24 protein-coding genes and 1 tRNA gene are annotated in these 24,228 nt (G+C 46.7%); 18 read left to right on the top strand and 7 right to left on the bottom strand.

From position 1 onward, the window contains the following. The first annotated feature begins 460 nt into the window (after positions 1-460). Positions 461-1,525 carry a porin gene (locus LRP50_RS05030; protein WP_274163392.1) on the top strand — a complete coding sequence of 355 codons (1,065 nt, stop codon included), beginning with the start codon at positions 461-463 and terminating at the stop codon, positions 1,523-1,525. A gap of 143 nt (positions 1,526-1,668) precedes the next feature. Here LRP50_RS05030 and LRP50_RS05025 read toward each other — a convergent pair. Both LRP50_RS05025 and LRP50_RS05020 read right to left on the bottom strand, forming a co-directional pair. Next, a tRNA-Arg gene (locus tag LRP50_RS05025) sits at positions 1,669-1,744 on the bottom strand. A gap of 80 nt (positions 1,745-1,824) precedes the next feature. Then, a complete protein-coding gene (locus LRP50_RS05020; RefSeq protein WP_274163391.1) occupies positions 1,825-2,958 on the bottom strand; it encodes a flagella assembly protein FlgT in 1,134 nt (377 codons plus the stop codon). A 204-nt stretch (positions 2,959-3,162) separates the two neighbouring features. On the opposite strand from LRP50_RS05020, the gene LRP50_RS05015 reads away from it, so the two are divergent. Together LRP50_RS05015 and LRP50_RS05010 are read left to right on the top strand one after the other, a co-directional pair. Further along, complete coding sequence (locus LRP50_RS05015) at positions 3,163-3,798, top strand: FlgO family outer membrane protein (protein WP_274163390.1); 636 nt, start codon at positions 3,163-3,165, stop codon at positions 3,796-3,798. A 17-nt stretch (positions 3,799-3,815) separates the two neighbouring features. Then, the gene (locus tag LRP50_RS05010) at positions 3,816-4,244 is read left to right on the top strand and encodes an LPP20 family lipoprotein (RefSeq protein WP_274163389.1); all 429 of its coding nucleotides are present in this window, start codon (positions 3,816-3,818) and stop codon (positions 4,242-4,244) included. Positions 4,245-4,475: 231 nt separating this feature from the next. Here LRP50_RS05010 and LRP50_RS05005 read toward each other — a convergent pair whose 3' ends face one another. From LRP50_RS05005 to flgA, 3 genes are all read right to left on the bottom strand, one after another. Continuing rightward, positions 4,476-4,907 carry a flagella synthesis protein FlgN gene (locus LRP50_RS05005; protein WP_274163388.1) on the bottom strand — a complete coding sequence of 144 codons (432 nt, stop codon included), beginning with the start codon at positions 4,905-4,907 and terminating at the stop codon, positions 4,476-4,478. Between the two features lie 8 nt (positions 4,908-4,915). Beyond that, positions 4,916-5,227, bottom strand: a complete 312-nt coding sequence (flgM, locus tag LRP50_RS05000; protein WP_274163387.1) for a flagellar biosynthesis anti-sigma factor FlgM — start codon at positions 5,225-5,227, stop codon at positions 4,916-4,918. Between the two features lie 85 nt (positions 5,228-5,312). Continuing rightward, positions 5,313-6,011: a flagellar basal body P-ring formation chaperone FlgA gene (gene flgA / locus LRP50_RS04995; protein WP_274163386.1), complete on the bottom strand. Its 699-nt coding sequence runs from the start codon at positions 6,009-6,011 to the stop codon at positions 5,313-5,315. Between the two features lie 131 nt (positions 6,012-6,142). On the opposite strand from flgA, the gene LRP50_RS04990 reads away from it, so the two are divergent. The 14 genes from LRP50_RS04990 (at position 6,143) to flgL (ending at position 19,468) form a co-directional block, all read left to right on the top strand. Beyond that, positions 6,143-7,075, top strand: coding sequence for a chemotaxis protein CheV (locus LRP50_RS04990; protein ID WP_274163385.1), 933 nt, complete (start codon positions 6,143-6,145; stop codon positions 7,073-7,075). Between the two features lie 6 nt (positions 7,076-7,081). Next, on the top strand, positions 7,082-7,909 hold the full coding sequence (locus tag LRP50_RS04985) for a CheR family methyltransferase (RefSeq protein ID WP_274163384.1): 828 nt from the start codon (positions 7,082-7,084) through the stop codon (positions 7,907-7,909). 199 nt (positions 7,910-8,108) lie between these two features. Continuing rightward, entirely contained in the window at positions 8,109-8,504 is a 396-nt protein-coding gene (gene flgB, locus LRP50_RS04980) for a flagellar basal body rod protein FlgB (RefSeq protein ID WP_274163383.1), read from the top strand. Between the two features lie 3 nt (positions 8,505-8,507). Then, a complete protein-coding gene (gene flgC, locus LRP50_RS04975) occupies positions 8,508-8,924 on the top strand; it encodes a flagellar basal body rod protein FlgC (RefSeq protein WP_028024752.1) in 417 nt (138 codons plus the stop codon). Positions 8,925-8,941: 17 nt separating this feature from the next. Then, complete coding sequence (locus LRP50_RS04970) at positions 8,942-9,694, top strand: flagellar hook assembly protein FlgD (RefSeq protein ID WP_274163382.1); 753 nt, start codon at positions 8,942-8,944, stop codon at positions 9,692-9,694. 28 nt (positions 9,695-9,722) lie between these two features. Then, positions 9,723-11,030 carry a flagellar hook protein FlgE gene (gene flgE / locus LRP50_RS04965; protein WP_274163381.1) on the top strand — a complete coding sequence of 436 codons (1,308 nt, stop codon included), beginning with the start codon at positions 9,723-9,725 and terminating at the stop codon, positions 11,028-11,030. A gap of 206 nt (positions 11,031-11,236) precedes the next feature. Then, positions 11,237-11,986: a flagellar basal body rod protein FlgF gene (locus tag LRP50_RS04960; RefSeq protein WP_274163380.1), complete on the top strand. Its 750-nt coding sequence runs from the start codon at positions 11,237-11,239 to the stop codon at positions 11,984-11,986. A gap of 16 nt (positions 11,987-12,002) precedes the next feature. Then, a complete protein-coding gene (flgG, locus tag LRP50_RS04955; RefSeq protein WP_028024756.1) occupies positions 12,003-12,791 on the top strand; it encodes a flagellar basal-body rod protein FlgG in 789 nt (262 codons plus the stop codon). 15 nt (positions 12,792-12,806) lie between these two features. Further along, on the top strand, positions 12,807-13,592 hold the full coding sequence (flgH, locus tag LRP50_RS04950) for a flagellar basal body L-ring protein FlgH (RefSeq protein ID WP_274163379.1): 786 nt from the start codon (positions 12,807-12,809) through the stop codon (positions 13,590-13,592). 27 nt (positions 13,593-13,619) lie between these two features. Beyond that, on the top strand, positions 13,620-14,711 hold the full coding sequence (locus tag LRP50_RS04945) for a flagellar basal body P-ring protein FlgI (protein ID WP_274163378.1): 1,092 nt from the start codon (positions 13,620-13,622) through the stop codon (positions 14,709-14,711). A gap of 2 nt (positions 14,712-14,713) precedes the next feature. Then, on the top strand, positions 14,714-15,712 hold the full coding sequence (gene flgJ / locus LRP50_RS04940; protein WP_274163377.1) for a flagellar assembly peptidoglycan hydrolase FlgJ: 999 nt from the start codon (positions 14,714-14,716) through the stop codon (positions 15,710-15,712). Positions 15,713-15,763: 51 nt separating this feature from the next. Beyond that, positions 15,764-16,225 (top strand): hypothetical protein, encoded by a 462-nt coding sequence (locus LRP50_RS04935; RefSeq protein WP_274163376.1) that lies wholly within the window; start codon positions 15,764-15,766, stop codon positions 16,223-16,225. A 160-nt stretch (positions 16,226-16,385) separates the two neighbouring features. Further along, the gene (gene flgK, locus LRP50_RS04930; RefSeq protein ID WP_274163375.1) at positions 16,386-18,263 is read left to right on the top strand and encodes a flagellar hook-associated protein FlgK; all 1,878 of its coding nucleotides are present in this window, start codon (positions 16,386-16,388) and stop codon (positions 18,261-18,263) included. Between the two features lie 11 nt (positions 18,264-18,274). Continuing rightward, complete coding sequence (flgL, locus tag LRP50_RS04925) at positions 18,275-19,468, top strand: flagellar hook-associated protein FlgL (protein ID WP_274163374.1); 1,194 nt, start codon at positions 18,275-18,277, stop codon at positions 19,466-19,468. A 23-nt stretch (positions 19,469-19,491) separates the two neighbouring features. On the opposite strand, the gene LRP50_RS04920 is transcribed toward flgL, so the two are convergent. Further along, positions 19,492-20,379 (bottom strand): AraC family transcriptional regulator, encoded by an 888-nt coding sequence (locus LRP50_RS04920; protein ID WP_274163373.1) that lies wholly within the window; start codon positions 20,377-20,379, stop codon positions 19,492-19,494. Between the two features lie 179 nt (positions 20,380-20,558). Between LRP50_RS04920 and LRP50_RS04915 the strand changes: the two genes are divergently transcribed. Then, the gene (locus tag LRP50_RS04915) at positions 20,559-21,782 is read left to right on the top strand and encodes a sugar efflux transporter (RefSeq protein ID WP_274163372.1); all 1,224 of its coding nucleotides are present in this window, start codon (positions 20,559-20,561) and stop codon (positions 21,780-21,782) included. Positions 21,783-21,885: 103 nt separating this feature from the next. Here LRP50_RS04915 and LRP50_RS04910 read toward each other — a convergent pair whose 3' ends face one another. Continuing rightward, positions 21,886-23,982: a tetratricopeptide repeat protein gene (locus tag LRP50_RS04910; RefSeq protein WP_274163371.1), complete on the bottom strand. Its 2,097-nt coding sequence runs from the start codon at positions 23,980-23,982 to the stop codon at positions 21,886-21,888. Positions 23,983-24,228 lie beyond the last annotated feature (246 nt).

The following is a 24,228-nucleotide window of genomic DNA, read 5'->3' as shown; positions in this document are numbered from 1 at the left end:
AAGCCCCCCGTAGATTACGGGGGGCTTTTTTTGTTTAAACATCGAAACACAGAACATATTGCTAACGGCTCAATTCTCAATCTTCAAGTCGAAAAAAATATGCGTATCAGCTCACTTTAAATCATTTAGGTTTTGGTCGGGGATGTTTATATCTTTCGGCTATTTAGGTCACGCTGTGATCGTGATCCTTTTGCGTGTCATTTATGTAAATGATCCTCTGGCTTTAGGGTTTTTTATATTAGAGCAAGCCATTGATTTTAAAGTGTTAATAACGTTTTATGTGTGAAGTTTGAACCAATTCAAATTTCATTCAGCAATGTGTTTTTTTTTTATCGATACGAATTAAGCTCCACTTCGTTGATATATCGAATCAATAGATAAACATCGGTGTCGTTGCTTTCGGCGGCCAACTAAGAGCAGCGAACTCTTCACCGGTAATTTACTTTTTAAGGAGTCTTCCATGGATAAAATGTTTAAGCGTTCTCTACTAGGTATGGCTGTTGCAGTTGCTGCAATGTCTGGTTCTGCAAATGCAGCAATCGATCTAAATGGTGAAGCTGTTCAAGTTTACGGTCAGGCTGCTGGCTTTATGCACATTACTAACCCAGAAGTTGGTGATGGCGCAGCACAAGCTGTTATTGAATCACGCGTTGGCTTTAAAGGCCGTGTAGCTTTTGATGAATTCGGTCCAGACTTCGTATGGCAAATCGAAAGTGGTGACGCAAACCAAACTGAATACGGTGCATTCGGTATGCGTGATACTTTCCTAGGTTTGGATTTTGAAGGTGTTGGTAGCTTCAAATTTGGTCGTCAGCTAGTCGCTGCTTACAACTATGTTGACTGGCCGCACTCAAACCCTGGTCTAGGTAACGTATTCGATTGGCACAATGCTATCGATGCTTCATTTGAAGACCGCGCAAACAACAACTTCCGTTTTGACTCTGCAACTTGGAATGGTTTCAACGTTCAAGCAACCTTGAGCGGCATGGGTACAACTACTGATGCGCTAGTTGCAAGTATCGCGACATCTTACTCACAAGATATGTTCAGTGTTCACGCTGGTTACTATAACCAAGGTCGCTACACTGCAGATGTTGCAGCAACAGCACCAACGTATGAACTGAAAGATGGTAAGTGGGTTGAGAAAGCAGGCACTGCTGCATCAACTAAAGAAGCTGGCGATGTTTCATACACCATCGTTGGTGGTAGCGTATACCTGGGTGACGTTACCCTTACCGCTGCATACAAAATGATGGAAAACAACCTAACAAATGATGACCAAGATGCATACTCTGCAACTGCACAGTACGTTATCGACGGTACTTGGGTACTGAAAGCGGGTTACGCTGCAACAAGCGAATCTAAACTAGGTAACGACGATGATTCTCAAGCAATCACTGGTCGCCTAGGTTACTTGCTACCAAGCACTTACTTGTACATGGACGTACGTTCATACGACATGAACGGTTCTGATGAAGCTGCTGACGGCACTAACATCCTAATCGGTGCTGAGTACTACTTCTAATCTCCTAGAACGTTGTCCTTAGATACAAACGGGCCTTTATGGCCCGTTTTTCTGTTTGTGATAAACCAAAAGAATGAGCTGGATATGTTGAAAGAAAGGGTTTTGATTAGGTTTATTGTTTGGAGAAAGATGAGGCCAAGAAGTGGCGCTCCCACAGGGACTCGAACCCCGATCGATCGCTTAGGAGGCGACTGCTCTATCCTGTTGAGCTATAGGAGCGAAAGGCGCTGCAGTGTTGTAAGCAAACGCCGGACGATCAGTATACCTAAAAGAATCTTGAGGTTAAGGCTTTCATGACGCTATAGCGCGTGTTTGGTCACCATATCACCAATTTGTATGCTTGGACTTAACTCTGGCGGCGAAACAGAGATTTCTGCGGAGCTTTCATAAACCCGAGTGACAGTGAGTTTCATTTCACTTTTACGAAGTTGAGTTCGGTTGACGCCATATTGATCCGTGAAAGATGCATTGTGCCAAAGTGCTAATTCATCACCGTATTTCACGCCATGAACGCGACCGGCACTTATCTGCCCAGTCTGACCATTAATGGAAACCACTTCTGGGGTGCTTGCGCGACAAGAAAGGTTACTTTCTAGATCGAGCAAAATATTGCGACTCACACGTTGTGCCATTTCTCCATAGGGCGACGTCCAAAACCTTGCCGTTTTGGTATCCACTTTGCTGTGACGTTCAAATGGCCAGGCTGCAATGTCTCGATAAATATTTTGATATATCACTTCACCGGATTTTCCATCCAGTACATCGATAGACATGGCTAATTGACGATTAGTCTTGTCTTTTACCAGCACTTTTTCATCAAGCGTTGCCGACATGTCCGTAATTGATCCAATCAGAACGTATTGAGCGCCAGTGTCTTCGGCGATCATAGCGGCAACATCTGGCTGAGTCGGGGAGACATTGTGTGGTGTGATCCCTTGAGCGACAAAGCTTTGTGCTTGGGTTTCAAATTGGCGTTGAAGTAACACAGTAAAATCATCACCAAACTGAAAAATGCCGCCCAATGCCGCTTGCTGTGGAGATACAATATTGAATCTGCTCATGAGCAGCCCTTTCTTGTATTGGTTCTTGTGGCAAGCTTTTGCCGTTGGATAGATATCAATGCGTGCCGTCAATTTCATGACACCGCGGCGGTCTTTGGTATCAAGTACTTGAATGTGTCGAATTTCATTGCCGCTGAATTGGTAATCACTTTTAGATTCAGCCAGGTAGGGGCGGATTTCTGCCAGCCCGGCAATGTCGGCACCTGAATACTTTAAAGCCTGAAAAATCGCATCTTCAAGTGCGCGTTCTCTCGCTTGTTCTGTGCTTTCCAAAATGGTACTGGTGCCCGTCACTTCATACCACGCAGCGTTTGCGGCGGCACTGGCCAACGCCATACAGGTGACTAAAGGCGTAATGATTTTTTTGCGCATGACCCTGACTTCCAATAGTAGGTACAAAAATTGCTAGACCAGATAACATCGCGGAAAAAGCGGCAATGCGGTTAACAATGACAGTCAAAATATAACCTCATTGATGCAAATTATGTTCCTAAAAGTTGAAACTTTAAATTTGTTATCGTTTCTTCTCGGTTGAGCCTTATGCCAACCCTAAAACGTGTCCGGAGCCAGACAACGATGAAAAACTGGATAGTGATATTACTGAGTCTTGCAACCGCTTCTTGCGCTTACAACCCTATTTATAACGGTAAAGAACCGTATGCGGGAAGTGAGTTTTTGTTGCAACAAACGCCAAGGCATACACTGGATTACTTCCTCGACGGTCTTGCTAACGAACTGCTAGAAACCAACAATTATCTCACAGCGAGAACACCACTGGCGGTGGTGTCGTTTGTTGATGTTGAAGAAATGAATCAAACCAACTGGCTGGGGAACTCCGTCACTGAAGGAATGATTTATCAAATGCAGCGACGTGGTTTCACACTCATTGACTTCAAGAATACGGGCACAATACGTGTGACGGAAGACGGTGATTTCTCGTTAAGCCGAGATTGGAAAGAACTACACCCAGAACAGCAAATTGACTATGTACTAACGGGCACTATGCTTCGCCAAGGTGGCGGTGTGCTTGTCAATGCGCGAATTGTTGGTATGCGCTCACGTGTTGTGGTTGCATCGGCACAAGGCTTTTTGCCTGCAGAACGTATTGGTAGAGATATAGATACCTTGAGAAAAGTGCGTATCGAAGATGGCGTGATTATTCGCGGCGATCAAAGAAAGCACTTACCTGATACCATAATTTTGAAACCTTAATGGTTCATGGAGACACAATGAAGATTTGGTTATCTTTGGCCATGCTACTGATGATTTCTGCATGTCAGCCAATTACTCAAATGCGCTCAGAAGAACTGTTGTCAGCGGTGGGTACGGCGTCGATCAGTTCGCAACGTGGTGACACTTTTGAAGAAAAACAATTTCGTGCCATGCGCGCCTCAAAACTCGAGGCCTATAAAGAATTGTCTGAACAAGTATATGGCATTCGAGTAAGCGGCCTAACGCAAGTTGATGATCAACAGCTTGGGCAAGATCGAACGCATGGTGCTTCTGACGGAATTATCCGAGCTGCAGAAGTGATAGCGAGCTATCAAGTCGGCGATAGCTACGTGACAGAGCTAGAACTAAATCTGCGCAAAATGAACAAGATGAAAGAGTATGGCGAATCTCATCATGTTCCACGTAATGATGCGATTATCTTCTAGCACTAAGGTTACTGCTGATACCCGAGACCGATCTGTGTGATTTAACAAAGCTGCTTATGGCAGCTTTTTCTTTATCTGTTAGCTTAACTTTGGGGATCAGTAGCAGGTAAACGTTCACATCGTCTTTTATGAAGTGCCAAACGATTCAATGGTTTTGTAGGATTAAAAAGTGCGTGCTGGAAGGGGGCCGAGTGTAGGAAAGCTGTGTGGCATCGGATGAATCAGGAAGGGTTAGGCTTTTACATTGGTTCCAAGAGTACGACTGCCAGAGGCTTTACCATCGCTGTCGTAAGTCATTTCGTGTTTTCCTGCGGCTTCTTGGAATAGGTTTCTGAGTTTGTGGATACTGAGGTGGGCGCGCTGCAATGCAATGCCGTTGGCTTCATTGAGCTGATGACATTGTTCGAGTGTCGCTTTTATTTCATCAATGGTTTGCTTGGCATCATCAGAAGGGGCTGCTGACTCTTGGCACTTACCAATTTGAGCGTCGCAAAGCTGGATCGTCTGTATAAGCGCAAGCTTTTGTTTTGCACATGATTCGATATCTGAGGACTTTCTGGATGCTATTGCTAACGTCTCTTTTTGCATGACGTCAAGAAGCTCACTGACATTATCTGTCTGTGCTTGTAGGAATTGCTCAAAGCTTGTTGCTTGGTCAGACATGGGCAATGCTAGATTCCGCGGAAGTCATCTTCATGCTTCAACATATTACTTGCCAACTTGTCTGCATCAACTTTATACGAGCCGTTAGCAATGGCCGCTTTGATTGCCGCAACTTTCGCGCTATCAAAATGACTTTCACTGGCCATTTGTTGATTGAGGGCACCAATAGCTTTGCTCTCGTCACTCATAGAGAATGCGTCAGTGCGTTGGTTGTTAACCTGCGCTGCACCGGATTCCACTGAACTGCTCTGAGTTTTGTTTTGATTGGTTCTGTTCGTATTTATGGGTTGACCAGAACGCAAATGATCGATACTTGCCATAATAAAGCCTTATAAATGTCCGAACCTTCTGTTGCTCACAGTATCGGCTGTACTCATATGAACTTTAGCACTTAATTGCATCAAGTTAGAATTTTACTGCGACTTGGCCGACTGAGGTAATTGTACCATCCACAATCCGATTCGATTTGCTGTTACGGATTTTAATTTGCTCACCGAGAGCACCATCACTTAATGCCGTACCTTTTGCAATAATATTCAGTCCGTTACCGGACGCCGTAATAACGACTTCGTCATTCCTACATACCATGCAAATGTCGTTGCCTTGTATCGGTTCGCCAATGCCTACCACTCGTTTAATTCTAGACCCAATAATCGTGGAAGGATTTGTATAGGTCTGCCCTCGCTGAAATCGCGCGTCAACCAACTGAACGATTAAGTCACTTTGGCTAATGGTTACGCCGCGGTCCATCGGGCGTCTAGCCACAACGATGGGCGTCATGAGTCGAATTTGAACGGGTACGTAGACTTGCCAGTTGTCTTCTTTGCAGCTGACCAGCACGGTGACGCTTTTATTGAGAGACTGGCGACCAGGCACGATGGTTTGAAGAGGCGACGGGCAGTTAGATAGCGTTAATCTCGAGTCCAAATGACCCGCTTCGACTTCTAGTTTTCCGAATTCTGGTGTCGTTATAAGCGTTTCTACATGTGCCTCCGCAGCTTCTTTTACAGCTTCAAGTTGATTTACTGGAGCAGCGGCTATAATTGAGCTAAAGCCACTGAGAAATGTGCCGATAAAGAGCCAGACTAATCGTTGATAACACATATGTCTCAAATTGGTTAGTATGATAAATAAATAGCTGCAGTGTGCTTTCAACTTGCGTGCCAACATGTGACGCCAGAGAATGCGCTTGCTGCAATACGATAACAATTACAAGGCAATATGGAGTTTATCTTATGTCGGGGATTCTTGATACGGTCAATCAGCGCACACAACTTGTGGGCCAGAACCGATTAGAACTATTGACCTTCCGTTTGATGCGTAAGCAGCGTTATGGCATTAACGTATTTAAAGTAAAGGAAGTTCTCCAGTGCCCTAAGCTAACGTCCATGCCAAATCTTCACCCATTGGTTAAAGGTGTTGCTCATATTCGCGGTCAAACGATTTCTGTCATTGATATGAGTCTCGCTACTGGCGGCTTGCCGATTTCTGATCCAGAGAACCGTTTTATTATTATTTCGGAATTCAACCGTTCGACTCAGGGCTTCTTAGTGGGATCGGTTGAGCGCATTGTTAATATGCACTGGGAAGCGATTTTGCCACCACCAGAAGGTACCGGAAAATCGAACTACCTGACTGCAGTCACCGAAATTGAAGGTGAGTTGGTAGAAATTCTTGATGTGGAAAAAATCCTGAATGAGATTTCGCCTGTCAATGAAGCGATTAGTGATGAAGTGCTTGCTCAGAAGCCTGTGTTTGAAGAAGGTGGTGAGGCGGCAAACATTGTCCTCGTGGCAGATGATTCAAGTGTTGCTCGTCGCCAGGTGAAGCGAGCGGTAGAGACGATCGGTTACGAAGTTCTGTTAGCGCATGATGGACGTGATGCATTGATCAAGCTTCAAGAGCTAGCAAAAGAAGGTCGTATCTACGATAAAATTGCGCTTGTTATCTCTGATATTGAAATGCCAGAAATGGATGGTTATACGTTAACCACTGAAATCAAAAAGGATCCGAATCTTAAGGATCTTCATGTAGTATTGCACTCATCTCTCAGTGGTGTATTCAATGAAGCCATGGTCAAACGAGTAGGTGCGGATGCATTTATTCCCAAGTTTGACCCTGATGAATTGAGTGCGGCAGTGATAAATGCGGTTAAAGGCCAAGAATAATAATCCATGACGAATATAGCGATCACCGAGCAAGAGTACCGTGATTTTTGTAAATACCTTGAAGGCAAATGTGGCATCGTTCTTGGTGACAGCAAGCAATATCTAGTAAGAAGCAGGCTTAGTCCGCTAATTAGTCGATATAAACTCGCGTCAATGACGGAGTTGTTTCAACTTGTGCTAACCAATCGGAACCGCGATCTTGCTGTTGCAGCCATTGATGCCATGACGACCAATGAAACGTTGTGGTTTCGCGATACTTATCCATTTGAAGTGCTTGCAAACAAGTTACTTCCAGAAGTGGCTGAAGGTAGGCGTCCAATTAAGATCTGGTCGGCGGCAAGTTCGTCCGGTCAAGAACCTTACTCTATTGCTATGACGATTCAGGAAGTTCAAGCGAGAAAGCCGGGGCTTCTGAGTAACGTTTCAATAACGGCGACAGATATTTCGTCAACTATGTTGGAAAACTGTCGTGCTGGTGTGTATGACAACCTCGCGTTAAGTCGTGGTTTATCGCCTGAACGCAAGCGTCAGTTTTTTGAAGATGCGGGTGACAGCAGGATGGCAGTGAAAGACACGCTGAAGCGTATGGTGACCTTCAAGCCACAAAACTTGATGGACAGTTACAGCATGCTCGGCAAGTTTGACATCATCTTCTGTCGTAACGTATTGATTTATTTTTCACCAGATATGAAATCACAAGTGCTGAATCAAATGGCGGGCAGCTTAAACCCTGGCGGGTATTTGTTGTTGGGCGCTTCAGAATCGTTGACAGGTCTGACAGACCGCTTCGAAATGATTCGCTGCAACCCAGGCATTATCTACAAATTGAAGTAGTGCAGAGCAGCATGGTAAAAAGCGGCACAGAAGTTGCCGCTTTTTTTATGCCTGACATTCCTTCGCGAACGCCGTCATAGAAAGCGAATAGTCGATAATTGACTGAAATCTATGCGCATGTCAGTGACTCAAAGGAAAAAGTATAAAGTTGGCATCACTATTGCTTTTGTTTGGGTAGTAAAGTTTAGGAGGTTGCCTCATGGCGATATCGTTCGACAAAGCGCTGGGTATACATCAACACACCGTAGGGGTGCGTGGTCAAAGGGCTGAAACCCTTGCAAGTAACTTGGCGAATGCAAATACGCCGGGATATAAAGCGCAAGATGTTGACTTCGAACGCGCTCTGAAAGCGGCAACCTCTGGGGCAAGCATTGGCCTAAGCAGAACGGATGGGCGGCATATTACTGCCTCTACAAACGTTAGTGGTCAAAAAATGTATCGTATTCCAAATCAACCTGATACCGGCGATGGCAATACAGTGGATGCGCAAGTTGAGCGCAACCTGTTTATGCAAAACGCCCTTGAGTATCAGGCATCGTTGGATTTCCTTGGCGCAAAATTTAAAAACATGTCCAAGGCATTGAAAGGGGATTAATGGATGAGTCTATTTAATGTGTTCAACGTCACTGGTTCTGCGATGAGTGCAGAGTCTGTTCGACTGAATACCACGTCCAGCAATCTGGCGAACGCGAACTCTGTTAGCAGTTCTGCAGAAGAAACATATAAAGCGCGCCACCCAATTTTTGCTGCGGAATTAAACAAATTCACCGGCCAACAAGGCTCCAGTGTTCCTGTGCGTGTAGAGGGCATTGTCGAAAGCCAAAAGCCGCTTCGCGCTGAATATAACCCTGAGCATCCGATGGCGAATGCTGAAGGTTACATTTTCAAACCGAACGTCAACGTGATGGAAGAGATGGCGAATATGATTTCCGCATCCCGTTCCTATCAAACCAATGTAGAAGTCGCAGAAGCCAGTAAACAAATGCTGATGCGTACCCTACAGATGGGCAAGTAAGGTAGGAGGACGGCATTATGAATCCGATTGATGGCGCAGGTGGTGCAGGTGGCGGTAGCTACATTGACCAACTGAAAGCCCTACAAGAAAAGCAACGCACAGAGCGCGGTGATACGGGCGAAAAGGTCACAGGTCAAACCGACCTGAATCAAGAAGACTTTCTCTCGCTATTGACCAAGCAGCTTGCGAACCAAGACCCGTTCAAACCGGTTGATAACGAACAAATGATCGCGCAAATGGCATCATTCGCCACCGTTGATGGCATTGGCAAAATGAACGAGCAGTTTGGTTCATTGAACGCTGCGATGACATCAAGTCAGGCGCTTCAGGCATCCTCGTTAGTGGGTCAAGACGTGTTAGTTCCGGGCAACGGTGGTTTTAAATCAGCTGAAGGTGGCATCGCAGGCATGGTGAAACTGCCGCAAGCATTGAACGATGTCATTGTCCGAATTCAAAATGACCGAGGTGAATTGCTACGAAGCTTTAGCCTTGGTGCTAAATCGCCTGGTGACCATCGTGTTGAATGGGATGGTAAAGACGATGCGGGTCAGGCTCTGCCGGAAGGCAACTACAGCATGAATGTTAGTGGCAACATTGACGGTAAATCACAAGATTTCGAGCTTTCAACGTATGCCAACGTTAACAGCGTCCTATTGGGCAATGGTGACGGCAATGTGATGTTAAACATCGCGGGTTATGCATCTCCGGTCAAACTCACCGAAGTGCTTGAAGTAGGTAAAGCTGGCGTCAGCGGCGCGGGTAAAAGCTAAAAGCTAAAAGGACAGAGGAGTTCCAGCAATGGCATTGAATATCGCACTGAGTGGCCTAGCGGCAGCTCAAAAAGACATGAACACCACCAGTAACAACATTGCGAACGCCAACACTTTTGGTTTTAAAGAGTCGCGTGCTGAATTCGGTGATGTCTACTCCGCGTCGATTTTCTCGAACGCGAAAACCACAACAGGTAGTGGCGTACAAACGTCTATCGTTGCACAGCAATTCCACGAAGGTTCAAGCATTTATACCAATAATCCGCTTGACCTACGAATCAGTGGTAATGGTTACTTTGCGGTGGCAAACGACAACCTTGCGACACAAACAAACCAGCTGACGCGTAACGGCGCATTCCATTTGGACAAAAACAATAACATCGTGAACTCCGAAGGGCAGTTTCTTCTTGGCTACAATGTCGACAATGAAACCTTGCAAGTGGGTTCATTTGAGCCAAAGTCCCTGAATGTGCCGGATCAATTTGGTCAGCCACGCGCGTCGGAAAATGTTGATATTGGCTTGAACTTACCAGCAGGCGGTGAAGAGAAAGATCCGACGCTGTTCAACTCCGAAGACCCTGATACGTATAACAAAGCAACATCGGCAACCATCTTTGACTCACTGGGTCAGCCGTATAAGCTCACCACTTACTACGTCAAAGACAATGTGACACCGAACAAGTGGGCGGTTTACTACACAGCAACTGATCCTACTGGCGAAAAACCAGTAAACCTAGCTGCGGGCGAGTTTACCAATGCCACGGGTCATGTTGGTCACTCGTTAGAATTTAACAGTGATGGCTCTGTGAACAATGTGAATGGTGGTCAGCCTATTCAAACGGTAGAACTTGGTGCGAACGGTGCTGGTCTCGAAATGAATGGCGCAGATGGCACGCAATCACTGACACTCAACTTTGATGACCCAACACAGTACGCATCTCCATTTGAAATGCGTAAGTTCACTGAAGATGGCGCGACCACAGGCTACCTTGCAAAAGTGGATATCGATCCGAAAGGTACCATTATGGCAACCTACAGCAACGGTGAAAATGTCGCGTTGGGCCGAGTGGCAATGGTTCGTGTATCAAACCAGCAAGGCCTATCACAAGCGGGCAATACCCAGTGGAAAGTGACGCAACAGTCTGGTGCAGCAGTATGGGGCGAAGCGATGCAGGGTGCGTTTGGTCAAGTGAAGAGCGGTACGATTGAGCAATCGAACATCGACATGACTCAAGAGCTGGTGGACTTAATTACGGCACAGCGCAACTTCCAAGCGAACTCGCGTTCATTGGAAGTGGGTAACCAAATGCAACAAACCATTCTTCAGATTCGTTAATTTCACGTATTTGTTCATTGGTTCGTCTTCATTCTTTTGCCGCCCGATACTTGGGCGGCAAATCTGTTCCTAAATCGCCCTTCACTTTTGCCATTCTTCCTGAATGGAACGTTCAAAAATCACACTAACCTCTTGTAAATGAAAAGATCTATATATTGGCACCTTTCTTGCTTTGAATGATTCATAAGCGACAGGAGAACGTCTTTATGGATCGCGCACTATTTCTTGCCATGAGTGGCGCAAAACAAGACATGCAAGCCCTTCAATTACGAGCCAACAACTTGGCAAACGTAAGTACCACGGGTTTTCGAGCAGATTTAGAACAAGCCCGTGCGATGCAAGCATATGGTGAAGGCCTGCCGACGCGTGTGTTTAACATGACAGAGCGCCCAGGGCACAGCTTTGCACAAGGTTCCACCATTACCACAGGTCGTGAACTTGACGTTGCGGTAAAAGGTGACGGTTGGCTGGCAGTTCTCGATGGAACCGGGCAAGAAGGTTACACCCGGGTCGGCAACTTAAAAGTTGATCAAACAGGCATGCTGCAAAATGGTCATGGGCATTTGATCCTTGGCGAAAGTGGCGCGCCGATCTTTCTTCCGCTCCCTGTGTCAAAAATCGAGATTGGTTCGGATGGCACCGTGTCTGTATTGCCGCAAGGCGCACCACCAGACGCGATGGAAGAAGTTGACCGCATTAAGCTGGTTCGTCCTGATAACGCTGAATTATTTAAAGACAAGAATGGTGTATTCAAACCTGTGAACCCCGGTACTAACTATGCCGCGGATGCAGGTGTCACCCTTCTTACTGGTGCATTAGAAGGCAGTAACGTCAATGCCGTCAGTGAAATGACAGGTCTTATCGACCTTCAGCGTCACTTTGAAATGCAAGTAAAACTAATGAAGACTGCAGAGGAAATGGATCAAGCATCTAATTCTTTGCTGCGCATGGGTTAATTAAGAGGGAATTAGCATGCATCCAGCTTTATGGGTAAGTAAAACCGGCCTAGACGCACAACAGACCAATATCTCGACCATTTCGAACAACTTGGCGAATGCCTCAACCGTGGGGTTTAAAAAATCTCGCGCGGTATTTGAAGATTTGTTTTATCAAAACATCAATCAGCCGGGTGGTCAGTCTTCTCAGAATACGGAATTGCCGAGTGGTTTAATGCTGGGGGCGGGTGCGAAAGTGGTCGCTACGCAGCGTGTTCACACGAACGGTAATGCGCAAACGACCAACAATGCCTTGGACATGATGATCGAGGGTGACGGTTTTTTCCAAGTCTTACTGCCTGATGGCAACATTGGTTACCAGCGAAACGGTCAGTTCACCTTGAATGACGAAGGCGTGCTTGTGACCACGGGTGCGGGTTATGCCCTTGAGCCAGAAATCGTTGTTCCACCAGATGCGATTCAAGTGACCATAGGAACAGATGGCGAAGTCTCAGCAAGGCTTCGTGGTCAAACCGCTAATGCGGTACTTGGGCAGATCACTACTGTCGATTTCATCAACCCAGGTGGCCTTGAGCCAATCGGTCAAAACCTTTACTTGCCAACTGGCGCGAGTGGCGACCCGCAAGAGGGTGTCCCTGGTATCGATGGCTTGGGCAGCATTCGACAATCCATGCTGGAAACATCCAACGTCAACGTAACTGAAGAGTTGGTTAACATGATCGAAGCACAACGCGTGTATGAAATGAACTCCAAAGTGATTTCATCGGTCGACCAAATGCTTAGCTACGTTAACCAGCAGCTATAAGGGAGTAGAGCTAGGATGAAGAAATTACTGATCACAGGCTTGATGTTAGCGACCATATCGGGTTGCGGCTTGATAAACGAAGAAGCCCTGCTTGCGCAGAGTGACATTGTTCAAGGCACCACAGAGACCGATGCGGTTGAAGGGAATACTGAACAAGGCGGTGATGGTTTAATTGGCTTGCTGCGTAATCGCGAAGATGCGATCGCTGGCGATCCAAGCTGGGCGCCGCTTCATCCTACTCGTCAACCTGAACATTACACCACTGCAACTGGCTCATTGTTTAGCGTAGCTCAGGCACAAGATCTTTATGATGACACCAAACCGCGTGGTATTGGCGATATTGTCACCGTGCTGTTGGAAGAAAAAACGCAGGCGAAAAAGAGCGCCAGTAGCGATGCCGCTAAATCCAGTGACTTGAGTATGGACCCGTTAGAAATGGGTGGGAAAGAGGTCACCATTGGTGAATCTAACCTTTCTTATGCGTCAAGCCATGACAATTCAACCAGCGGTTCTACCAGTGCAGACCAAAGCAACAGCATTAGTGGTTCAATTTCTGTGGAAGTGGTGGATGTGCTGTCCAATGGCAATCTGATCATTCGTGGCGAAAAGTGGCTGACGTTAAACACGGGCGATGAATATATCCGCTTGAGCGGCACCATTCGTCCGGATGACATTAGCCAAGAAAACACGGTTGCCTCGACGAGAATCTCTAACGCTCGCATTCAATATTCTGGTACCGGCGATCGACAAGATACGCAAGATCAGGGTTGGTTGGCACGATTCTTCAATGTTGTTCTGTAAACGTAGTGACGTTGTCGGAGATTTGACGTGAAAAATTGGCTAACGCTTTTATTGATTACTGTACTGGCAAGCCCTATTGCCCAAGCTGCCCGCATTAAAGATGTGTCGGAAGTCGCTGGTGTGCGTAGCAACCAGTTGGTCGGATACGGCTTGGTGGTTGGCCTTGCAGGTACAGGAGAAAGCACGCCTTTTACCGATCAAAGCTTTAACGCGATGCTGAAAAACTTTGGCATCCAGTTACCCGCGGGCACTAAACCAAAAACCAAAAATGTCGCGGCGGTAGCTGTGAGTGCCGAACTGCCCGCATTTTCGAAACAGGGTCAAAAGATTGACATTACCGTGTCTTCTATCGGCTCAGCGAAAAGCTTACGCGGCGGTACCTTAGTTCAAACCTTTATGAAAGGTCTTGATGGAAAAACCTATGCCATCGCTCAAGGTAACTTGATTGTGGGTGGCTTCAGTGCAGAAGGTGCTGATGGTTCGTCCATTGTAGGAAATACACCGACAGTAGGGCGCATTACCAATGGCGCAACGGTTGAGCAAGAAGTGCCTAGCCCGTTTGGTCGTGGCGACCACATTACATTCAATTTATTTGAATCTGACTTCACGACAGCGCAGCGCATGTCTGACTCGATCAACAGTTTCTTAGGGCCAAATACGGCTTCAGCCATGGATTCTATGTCCGTTCGCGTCAGAGCACCTCGTGATCTATCTCAGCGTGTTGCGTTTCTGTCGACGATTGAAAATCTCGAGTTTGAACCCGCAGATGGCGCTGCAAAAATTATCGTTAACAGCCGAACTGGCACCATTGTTGTTGGGCAAAATGTGCGCCTTCGCCCTGCTGCGATCACCCATGGTGGTATGACGGTCACGATCAATGAAAACTTACAAGTGAGCCAACCGGGTGCTTTCTCGGGGGGAGAAACGGTTGTCGTTCCAGATTCAGGTGTGGAAGTGACAGAAGAAGATGGACGAATGTTCCACTTCAAGCCAGGGGTGTCTTTGGACGATCTCGTTCGTGCCGTGAACGGTGTGGGTGCTGCTCCCTCTGATCTGATGGCGATCTTGCAAGCATTGAAGCAAGCAGGCGCTATTGATGGCCAACTGATAGTGATTTGATCATGAAAACACCATTAGATACTGGATTTATCCATGACATCAGCCGTTTAGATATCCTGCGTCAAAAAGCCGCAAGTGGAGAGCAATCGGATGATGCAATGCGTGCAGCGGCAGAGCAGTTTGAAGCTTTGTTTACGCAGATGCTGTTTAAGTCTATGCGCCAAGCTAACGAAGCGTTCGAGTCTGATCTCGTTGATAACCGTACCTCCAAGTTCTACGAACAAATGGCTGATGAGCAGCTTTCCAGTGCCTTGTCTCGTGAAGGTTCATTGGGGCTTGCTGACTTGATAGTTCAGCAATTTAAAGGATCACAAGGCAGTGAGCCGATGGATGCGGGGGAGAATACCGCCAGTGATCGTATTCAACTGGGGCAGGTACCACCGATAGCGCTGCCATTGGCAGAAAAAAATCCCACTGCGCAACCGGAAGATACTTTCAATCTGCTTGATAGACCAACAGAAGAGGCATTGATTCCAAGCCCTCATTTGTTAGCACAAAGAAATGCAGCTCCTAAAGTGGTAGAAAATAAACCTTTTGAAACGCCAGATGAATTCGTTGAACGCCTAACGCCTTATGCGCAAAAAGCAGCTCGAGCGTTGGGGACTGACCCTGCGATTTTGATAGCGCAAGCAGCGCTTGAAACAGGTTGGGGCAAGAAAGTGATTGCGAATGCACGAGGCAGCAGCCACAACCTGTTTAACATCAAAGCTGATCCGCGTTGGGAGGGCAGCAAAGTGGCCACTCAAACGTTAGAGTTCCACAATGATATTCCGGTTCAGGAAATTGCATCATTCCGTGCATATTCGTCATATGAGGATAGCTTTAATGATTATGTTCGCTTCCTGAACAAGAACCCTAGGTATTCAACGGCACTGCAAAGTACTGAAAAGCCGGAATCGTTTATTCGCGGTTTGCACCAAGCAGGCTATGCAACCGATCCACAGTATTCAGACAAAGTGATGAGTGTTTTTGATCGTGTGAAAGGGATTATGCAACAATAAGCAACTACACTCTTATTGATTGTTACCTCCGCCGACAATAGGAATCCCTTGATGACGGAACCCCAACGACGTATATCTGAGCCTGATAAACAGCGAATTGAAGCCAAGCAATCGCTCAATGAAATTGGCTCTCTTCGTCGTGATCCCTTTATTCGCTCCTTTCTAGAGAAAATTCCGGCAGATGTGGCATCAACGTTTACTGAATCGCAGCTACTGCAAGTGAAGTTGATGTATGGCACGCGAGGAAAGGCTAGCCATGTTGTTGACATACGCACTGTGCTGGGTGGCTTCGGTTGGAATTACTATTTGGTATTGCTGTTTGGTCGCAACCGACGTGAATTATCGAGAGCCGAACAAACAGCAGCGAATGCATGGCGCGTCATCTTACTGCTTGTGGGTAGTTTTGCCCTATTTTCCATGGGGATCGTCGCGTTATATATACTCAAATCCTTGGCGGGTATCGATTTACTGCCGCAATTTTCTTTTGGCTTGTGGACTTGGCTCTCCTCCTAACGGCAAGCTCTTGCCAGTCTTTGAATATATCACATCATTATTGCCAGTATTTTATTCTATCTATCAGATAAATAAGAAATAAATATCATGGCATGATTCTTGAATTAAAAGGTCAATACACACTTTTTGTAGGTTATGCATTTTTGCATACGGAGGCAGAATGGGGTTTGATCTGCTATCGCTCGGTTCCCAGGGCGTATTAACAGCACAGCGTCAACTCAATACAACGGGTCACAACATCTCGAATGTGAATACTGAAGGCTATAGCCGACAGTCCGTTGAGCAGCGCTCCAATGATTCTGCCTATTGGTCTGCTAACCAATGGGGGCAGGGCGTTCATGCTGCTGCCGTTAGGCGTAACTACGACAAATTTGCTGTCAACGAACTCAATATTGCCACTTCTTCGCTTTCTCATGCCGCGACTCGCAACAGCCAGCTCACTATGCTTGATGACATGATGTCGCATTCGGCAAAAAAAATACCAGAGAACATGAATGAGTTTTACGGTGCGGTTAAAGGACTTACCGATAGCCCGAGTGACATGGGTGCACGTAAAGTGGTGTTAGAGAAATCTCGTCTTGTGTCTGCAGGTTTGAATGACATCAACACGGCACTGCAAGCGCAGGAAATGGATACCACAGTTGAAATTGATGCGACCTTGACCCGTATGAATGACATTGGTCACGAGATTGTTGATATTCATAAGGCGTTGTTGAAAAGCCAATCGGTCGACAACGATTTACTAGATCGCCATCAGCGCTTGATCAATGAGTTGTCCGAATTTACCCAAGTGAGCATCAACCAAAGAGATGATGGCCTTTACAATGTCATTATTGGCAGCGGTCACACCTTGGTTTCTGGCCTTCACTCCAGTGAACTTCGCACCGTTCCTGGTGTGCCGGATCATCAGAAACGACGATTAGCCTTGGTTGAAGGTAAAGCACTAAAACCGATTGATAACGACGATATACGCGGCAAGCTTGGCGCCATGTTTGAGTTTCGCGATAAGACATTGGGCCAAGCGCGTGATGAGCTTGGGCGATTGGCAGCAGGTTTTGCTATGTCGATCAACGATCTCCAGCGCCAAGGTTACGATCTTAGCGGTAATGTAGGTAGCGATATTTTTGTGGATTTCAACAGTGAAGATATCGCTCGAGATCGTGTGATAAAAAGTCCGGACTCTACCGCAGACATGAAAGTGTATATCGGTGATTTGTCGAAACTTAAGATTGGAGATTACCAATTAAAGTACGACGGCAGTCAATACACCTTGGTCGATCCCGACAAAAACACCATGTCGGTAGCGCCATCCGGCACACCACCGACCATCAGTGTTGATGGCCTCAACATCCAACTCGACACCGGCTTAGCGGCGGGTGAACGAGTGATCATTCGACCTGTGCGTCAAGCGGCAGGCCAAATTGGCGTGACGATGGAAGACTCGGCAAAAATTGCCGCACAAAGCTACGTCAGTTCGAAGTCACAATTAACCGGACAAGGGGATTTGAAAATCCTCCAGCCCGGCGCACAGCAAGAATTTCAGGTCGCTATTTCACCGGATGCTTCTCAGTTTGCCGTTCTTGATATGAAAGGTAACATTTTGCTCTCTCCACAGTCTTACCCGCCAAACACACCCGTGAATGTGAATGGGACAGTGTTTGAATTGACTGGAGGGGCTGCACCAGAAGACATTTTCTCGGTCAGCCTTGTTCCTGCTGACGGCGAAAACGGTAACTTGATCCGTATGCAGAAATTGCAGACTCAAAAAATGATGGATGGCGGACGCTCGAGCCTGATCGATGTGTACGAAGGTCTGAACACCGATTTAGGGGTGCAAAAAGCCTCTTTTGTTCGTCTTGAGGATGTTAGCCGTGTTGAGCACGATGCGGCATCAGGGCGTGTTGCCGAAATCTCAGGGGTCAACCTTGATGAAGAAGCAGCCAATATGATGAAGTTCCAGCACGCGTATATGGCGTCGTCTCGAATCATGACGGCGGCAAATGAAACGTTCGAAACCCTGCTAAATGCAACCCGATAAGGATGTGAGTGATGATTAGCCGCATTGCCAGTTTTCATAACTATCAATCAGTGTCGAATGACCTGATGCGTCAGCAGGTAAAATTGCAGGATAACCAAGATCAGTTAGCGACGGGTAAGCGCGTATTGACCTCTGGAGACGACCCTGTTGCATCTATCTATATTCAGAATTTTAGCCAACAAGACAAGCAACTTGATCAGTACATTGACTCCATCACGTTAGCCCGAAACCGCCAAACGCGTGCTGAAATTGCTATTGATGACGCAGAGCAATTGACGGATAGCGCTAAACGAAAAACCATGGAAATGATTAACGGTTCGTTGTCTGACGATGACAGAACAGCGCACCGTCAAGATTTGAAAGGCCTTTACGATAACTTCATGAATTTGGTCAACGCGAAAGATGAATCAGGGAACTTCTTGTTTGCGGGTACGCAATCGAGCAAGCAACCGTTTTATCGTGATGGAGCAGGTAGCGTTCGTTACGCCGGGGATAGCTATCACCGTACAGCGCAAGTGGCTCCAGCCGTTGAAGTTCAAACGAGCGACCCAGGCGATGAAGTGTTTATGGAGATCAAAAACCCGTTTGGGGACTATCAGCCTGAGTACGAGCTTGAAAGTGGATCTCTGTTGTTGCTCTCTAACGCGACGAACAGCAATGATACCGATATCTCTGATTATGCCGTGACGTTTAATGTTGATGACAATGGGCAAACACAATACGAGCTTATGCAAAATGGAGCGGTAGTCAGCTCCGGTATGTATAGCCCTCAAGATGGTATTCAGTTTGGCACCTTGAGTATGCGCTTTGAGGGTGAAATGCTAGACGGAGATACGATTGCATTAGAACGTCAAGACTCTTTCAACATCTTTGATGCGTTTAAACGAGGCATCGATTTGTCTCATGAGAGCATTTTTGATGCATCAGCGACTGCTGAGCTGCACCAAGTGACTGAACAATTTTCAGCGGCCTTTCAGCATTTGAACAAAGTACGTTCTGAAGTGGGTACACGTTTGACGACTCTAGATCGTCAAGAGAGCATGCATCGAGATTTCAAATTGGTGCTGAATCGCTCACTGGGCACCATGGAAGACTTGGATTACTCCACAGCGGTGATCGAAATGAATGAGAACTTGCTGGCATTGCAAGCGTCGCAGCAAGCCTTTTCAAAAGCCAAAGACTTGACCTTGTTTAACTACATTTAAGGTGAACGTCACTCCTTATCTCCCTATCTGAATAGCCGACGAAATGTCGTCGGCGTCATCCCTTTCGCTGCGCGAAACTGACGATTGAAATTAGACAAGTTAGTAAAGCCCACTTGTTCGGAAACAACAGAAACCGCAATGTTTGAGCGTATCAACCACTCACACGCCTTGCCCAAACGGTGATTTTTTAAATGATCGGAGAAACTTTCGGCGAAGTGCTTTTCGAACATGCGATAGACCGAACTCTCACTCATGTGGAGATGTTTGCACATATCTTCAACAGAAATTTGCGTGTTGTAATGGTCGGCGATAAACTGCTGCGCTTTTTCTAGCTTGTCGAAAATTGGCGTATCTTTCGCCACGTAAAAGCAGAAGGGGCGAGAGGTCAGTGTTTGCGCTGATTTGTCTTCACTAAGCAGCATAAGGATTTCCACCACCCGCACAAACTGCGCGGAGGGTTTCAGCTGCGACGCACCATTCATTAAAGGGTACAAAGCATCGAATGTTGCTTTGGACAATTTCAGCCCTTTGTTGGCGCGTACCAATAAATCACTGACGGCAGACATTGCTGGCACGGTGACCATCAAGGATTGTAACCAAGACTGATCAAGCCAGAGCACATGAGAGCTGCTTGGCGTTTCCGGCGTGGCCGTGGAAGCGACGCAGGTCAGCATGTGCGGTAAGCCGGGGCCGGTGAGATAAGCATTGTTGTTTGATGCCTCACCAATGTAGTCATCAATGATGATTTTTCCCGGTGATACGTTGAGGGGATCGAAATACAGCACCAGTTCAATTTCATCGTGATAGTGCCAGTCACATTGCATGCCAATCTTAGATTCTGTGCACTGGTAGTCAGCAAAATGCCAGCTAGGGCTGACAGCTTTATGGACGCGCTCGATGGTTGGCCGCATGGCGTTGTCTCAATGGATAAAGGCTTGGAATACACATACTTTTACTCAGATTGTCAGTGAGTTAAAAGAATTTGAATGAATAGTATCAGCGGTTGCGCGATAGATATCACATGAGATGCATATTTGTCCCTAAACTGCACCGTAAGTTGAAACCGAAAACTCACGATTACTGAGAGATAATGATGAAAAACTATGTCAGTTTTTTAACCAAGAAAGCGCCGCTCAGCTATTTGCTTGTTAGCCTGTTTAGCGGGTTAAGTGGTGGCTTCTTTTATCCACTTTTAGGGATCTTTGTTGTCGATGGATTGAATGCGTCGCCGCTACAAATGGGCGTGTTTTTAGCTGTTTCTATTTTCAGCGGTGTGATCGTGTCACAGCGCATTGCCAAACTGTCTGATTTGGGCTGGGAGCGCCGTAAAATCATTATGTTGTCACAGAGTACTTTTGTGGTTGTGATGGCGCTTTTTATGGTTATCCGCGATTTTTATCTGGCATTGGCGGTGATGATATTCATTGCGAGTTTTACTGCTGCTGCGATGCCACAAACGTTTGCCGTAGGGCGAGAGTTTGCGGACAAAAATCTGGGTGATAAGAGCACACTGTTTGTGTCCTTGATGCGTGCCATGTTGTCGTTGTCTTGGGTGATTGGTCCGCCATTGGCTTTCATCCTTTATGATGCTGTGGGATTTAATGGCGCGTTTATGTTTGCAGCAACGACCATGGTGATTTCTGTACTGATCGTGTGGCGTATGTTCCCGTCAAACAAGGTGAAAGATACTGTGACCAATAGTGTTACGGAAGTTCGTCAGTCTTGGCGGAAAGTCCCTGGTGCGCCTCTTTATTTGATTGCGGTGTTCATGCTGTTTTTTGCAAATAACATGTACGTGATGTCGATACCGCTGTATGTCACCAAAGAGCTGGAGCTAGCCGGTTCTGTGGCTGGACAAATTCTAGGACTGGCTGCATTTATTGAAATTCCTGTGATGGTATTGGCGGGCCTTTGGGCGGCCAAAGTGGCACCGCAACGATTAATGGTGCTGAGTGCGATTTCTGCGAGTGCGTTTTACGGCTTGTTGTTTAATGCGGAAGCATTGTGGCAAATCTATGCCTTGCAGTTGCTGAACGGTTTCGCCATTGGTATCAGTGCAAGCCTTGGCATGGTTGTTATTCAAAACAAAATGCCAAACCAGATGGGTGTTGCGACGACGTTGTTTAACAATGCGATCATGATTGCGAGCCTAGCGTCGAGCGTGACCGTGGGTGTTGTGGCCGAGCTTCATAACTATCACAGTGTGTTCCTTGTGATGCTGGTGGCAGGAACGATGGCCTTTGGGTTGTTGCTTGTCTCTGCAAGGGAAACGCGTCGTCCGCCATGTGCTGTCAACATGGCGGCAGAAGCCTAAGCGATTTCCCTTCAACAAAAAAGGTCAGCGAATGCTGACCTTTTGCGTTTCAATAAATGTCTACTCAGCAGTCCTAGAACAGCAGTAGTGTTGAGCTAGCACGCTAGCTTTTTTGAATCTGACGGACAATAGACTCCAGCAACGGGTACTTGTTCTCCAGCATTGGCGGGTAGAAATAGCCAAATTCATTGTCGCAATACAGTGGTTGTGGTTTCGAGTAATCCGAATCCTTTCGCCCTGCAAAGAAAACATGGCAAGGTGTGCCAACGGCGGTAGTGAGTCGATGAACGGCTGTACCAGCTGTGATGACAGCATCCAGGTGTTTGATGACAGCGGCAGTGCCTTCGAAGTCATCCCTAAGGTTCAATCCTTCTAACTGTAATACGTCAACGCCAGCGCGTTTGGCTATCTTTTTCAGTTCCTTCGTGCAATCACCGTACTGAAGGTTGATAAAGGTGGCATTCGGAAACTGCTTGACCAGATGTGCGACTTCTTCTGCAATCAAATAGTGAATATTTCGAGTCGCTGCGGCAAGGCCGCTTCGCCAGCAAAGACCAATCAATTGTTTATTGGGATGGGCTTCGCGAATTGCATCAAGGTGAGATTGCCAATGTTCAGACACCGCTTGGCTTAAGTCGATATATGCGGCTTGGTAAACATGACGCCCATATGTTTGATAGCACATGGCTGCCAAACTGCCGCCAGCTACCCAGCTAGTAATGTCATCCATCACTTCTTTGGGTATGTCGATATCTTGGTGATCGATACGCTTAATCGGCACAATGATGGCTTCTGGGAAAGCGCGACTCAGAATAGGTGCAAGACGAGGGTCACAGGCCACATAGACTTTCTTACTGTTTTCTAACACCAGTTTGAGGTTGTGGGAGAAAAGGATCTCATCCCCAACACCTTGCTCTGGCATCACTAAAACAATGTCGTCTTTAGGGCGGGCTAAGTTCCATTGAGGCAGTGCACCTTGGTAGCGTAATCGACGGCCACAGGCCAAACCCAACTCGTTAGTTCGATAGTAATTTTCCCACTCTTCCAAAGTGCGATAAACAAAGCAGGCATTAAACCCTGCTTCAATGTCGTCAGGGAATGCTTGCATGTGGTTTTCAAGCAACGCTTTTGATGCGAGAGCTTCGCCTTTATACCAGAGCACTTCTGCGAGATAGAGCGATAGACGTTGTTGGTTTTCTTCCTTCGCCAGAGCCGATGCGGTTTCTATGTGTTTTTGGCAATCAAGAATGGCAGCGGTGGTGAAGTTATGGCGTGATCTTAATAAATTGAAGCTCGCGGTGGCGAGTCGATATCGTAAGTCGGCATCATTCGGATGTTGTCTGCTGAATTCAAGTGCGATGCGATAGGCTTCTAGCCAATTGGCATCTTTCTCGTAGCTTTGCACCAGTAGTCGGCACAACAAAGAATTATCAGGCCAGTGTTTTAAACCTTGTCGGCAAATATCTCTCGCTGCTTTGTATTCACCTAACTTAATTTCGCAGTGACTCAGCAAGATAAAGAATTCGTTGTCAGAGTGCTCTGCATCAAAAGCGCGACGCAGTGTTTGTCGAGCGAGCCCGAAGTTTTCATCACCAAGTTGAAGTTTAGCTAACCCCAGTAGTGCTTTGGGCTCGTCGCCTGCAACACTGATCACTGCTTGATAGAGCTGTTTAGCTTGCTCTTTATTACCCTCAGCGAAAAACTTATCGGCAAGGGTTAAGGTTTCCTGTACTTCGGCATCGATAGCGTTGGCTGTCTGAGACTGCACATTGGCTTGATACTTTGCCGTACGGCGACTTTCACCCACATTGCCGATTGCTGCGGTAAGCTGTTGCCGCATGGTCAGCAAGTCTTGATGTTCAGGGGCGACGGACAACAAACTGTCGACTATCTCAAGCGCTTCTTTGTTTATGCCTTGTTGCAGCAGTATCTGAGCTTTATCAAAAAGCAGGGAGCCATCACCCGGTTCAATTGTTAGTGCTTTATCAAGTTTAGATAGAGCTTCTTGCCAATTCCCTTTCTCAACGTCAAGCACAGCAAGCACTTGGAGCACGGGTACGGCGTCAGGAGCCAGCTGCAGTATTTGCTCAAAGACCTCACGAGCTTCTTCTTTTTTCTGGTGCTGATACAAGCTAACGCCCTGCTCAAATGCTTGTTCAAGCGTTAAGGCATTGCCTTGAGGTTCAGAAACATTGGTCATAGCGGATCCATTAAAAGTGGGTGCATTGGGCGTTACGTCTGCAATATAAGAAAAAGCAGCAAATACCGTGCCGATTGCCTATACCTATAAGAGTGATTGTTTCATTTTTGAGCGGTTAGTTGGTTATATGGGTTTCTGTTCATGAATGACACTCATTGTTTTGTGTGCAGTATCTGTAAGGGCGCTCGTTTAGTGAGCAAAATACTGAGGCGGTGAATTGCCGTTTTGTATGAGGCAAAGTATCGA

Origin of the sequence: Enterovibrio gelatinilyticus (assembly GCF_028683095.1) — a bacterium.
In the GTDB taxonomy this organism is placed as follows: Bacteria; Pseudomonadota; Gammaproteobacteria; order Enterobacterales; family Vibrionaceae; genus Enterovibrio; species Enterovibrio gelatinilyticus.
This window is presented reverse-complemented; position numbering and strand designations above follow the sequence as displayed.

Excerpts from the sequence above, each read along its gene's own strand:
- LRP50_RS04910 (WP_274163371.1), bottom strand. The coding sequence starts at position 23,982 with ATGACCAATGTTTCTGAACCTCAAGGCAATGCCTTAACGCTTGAACAA.
- flgL (WP_274163374.1), top strand. The coding sequence starts at position 18,275 with ATGATTAGCCGCATTGCCAGTTTTCATAACTATCAATCAGTGTCGAAT.
- LRP50_RS04920 (WP_274163373.1), bottom strand. The coding sequence starts at position 20,379 with ATGCGGCCAACCATCGAGCGCGTCCATAAAGCTGTCAGCCCTAGCTGG.
- LRP50_RS04990 (WP_274163385.1), top strand. The coding sequence starts at position 6,143 with ATGTCGGGGATTCTTGATACGGTCAATCAGCGCACACAACTTGTGGGC.
- LRP50_RS05030 (WP_274163392.1), top strand. The coding sequence starts at position 461 with ATGGATAAAATGTTTAAGCGTTCTCTACTAGGTATGGCTGTTGCAGTT.
- LRP50_RS05020 (WP_274163391.1), bottom strand. The coding sequence starts at position 2,958 with ATGCGCAAAAAAATCATTACGCCTTTAGTCACCTGTATGGCGTTGGCC.
- LRP50_RS04935 (WP_274163376.1), top strand. The coding sequence starts at position 15,764 with ATGACGGAACCCCAACGACGTATATCTGAGCCTGATAAACAGCGAATT.
- LRP50_RS05010 (WP_274163389.1), top strand. The coding sequence starts at position 3,816 with ATGAAGATTTGGTTATCTTTGGCCATGCTACTGATGATTTCTGCATGT.
- flgE (WP_274163381.1), top strand. The coding sequence starts at position 9,723 with ATGGCATTGAATATCGCACTGAGTGGCCTAGCGGCAGCTCAAAAAGAC.
- LRP50_RS04970 (WP_274163382.1), top strand. The coding sequence starts at position 8,942 with ATGAATCCGATTGATGGCGCAGGTGGTGCAGGTGGCGGTAGCTACATT.
- flgB (WP_274163383.1), top strand. The coding sequence starts at position 8,109 with ATGGCGATATCGTTCGACAAAGCGCTGGGTATACATCAACACACCGTA.
- flgC (WP_028024752.1), top strand. The coding sequence starts at position 8,508 with ATGAGTCTATTTAATGTGTTCAACGTCACTGGTTCTGCGATGAGTGCA.
- LRP50_RS04960 (WP_274163380.1), top strand. The coding sequence starts at position 11,237 with ATGGATCGCGCACTATTTCTTGCCATGAGTGGCGCAAAACAAGACATG.
- LRP50_RS05015 (WP_274163390.1), top strand. The coding sequence starts at position 3,163 with ATGAAAAACTGGATAGTGATATTACTGAGTCTTGCAACCGCTTCTTGC.
- flgM (WP_274163387.1), bottom strand. The coding sequence starts at position 5,227 with ATGGCAAGTATCGATCATTTGCGTTCTGGTCAACCCATAAATACGAAC.
- flgG (WP_028024756.1), top strand. The coding sequence starts at position 12,003 with ATGCATCCAGCTTTATGGGTAAGTAAAACCGGCCTAGACGCACAACAG.
- flgK (WP_274163375.1), top strand. The coding sequence starts at position 16,386 with ATGGGGTTTGATCTGCTATCGCTCGGTTCCCAGGGCGTATTAACAGCA.
- flgH (WP_274163379.1), top strand. The coding sequence starts at position 12,807 with ATGAAGAAATTACTGATCACAGGCTTGATGTTAGCGACCATATCGGGT.
- LRP50_RS04915 (WP_274163372.1), top strand. The coding sequence starts at position 20,559 with ATGATGAAAAACTATGTCAGTTTTTTAACCAAGAAAGCGCCGCTCAGC.
- flgJ (WP_274163377.1), top strand. The coding sequence starts at position 14,714 with ATGAAAACACCATTAGATACTGGATTTATCCATGACATCAGCCGTTTA.
- LRP50_RS05005 (WP_274163388.1), bottom strand. The coding sequence starts at position 4,907 with ATGTCTGACCAAGCAACAAGCTTTGAGCAATTCCTACAAGCACAGACA.
- LRP50_RS04985 (WP_274163384.1), top strand. The coding sequence starts at position 7,082 with ATGACGAATATAGCGATCACCGAGCAAGAGTACCGTGATTTTTGTAAA.
- flgA (WP_274163386.1), bottom strand. The coding sequence starts at position 6,011 with ATGTGTTATCAACGATTAGTCTGGCTCTTTATCGGCACATTTCTCAGT.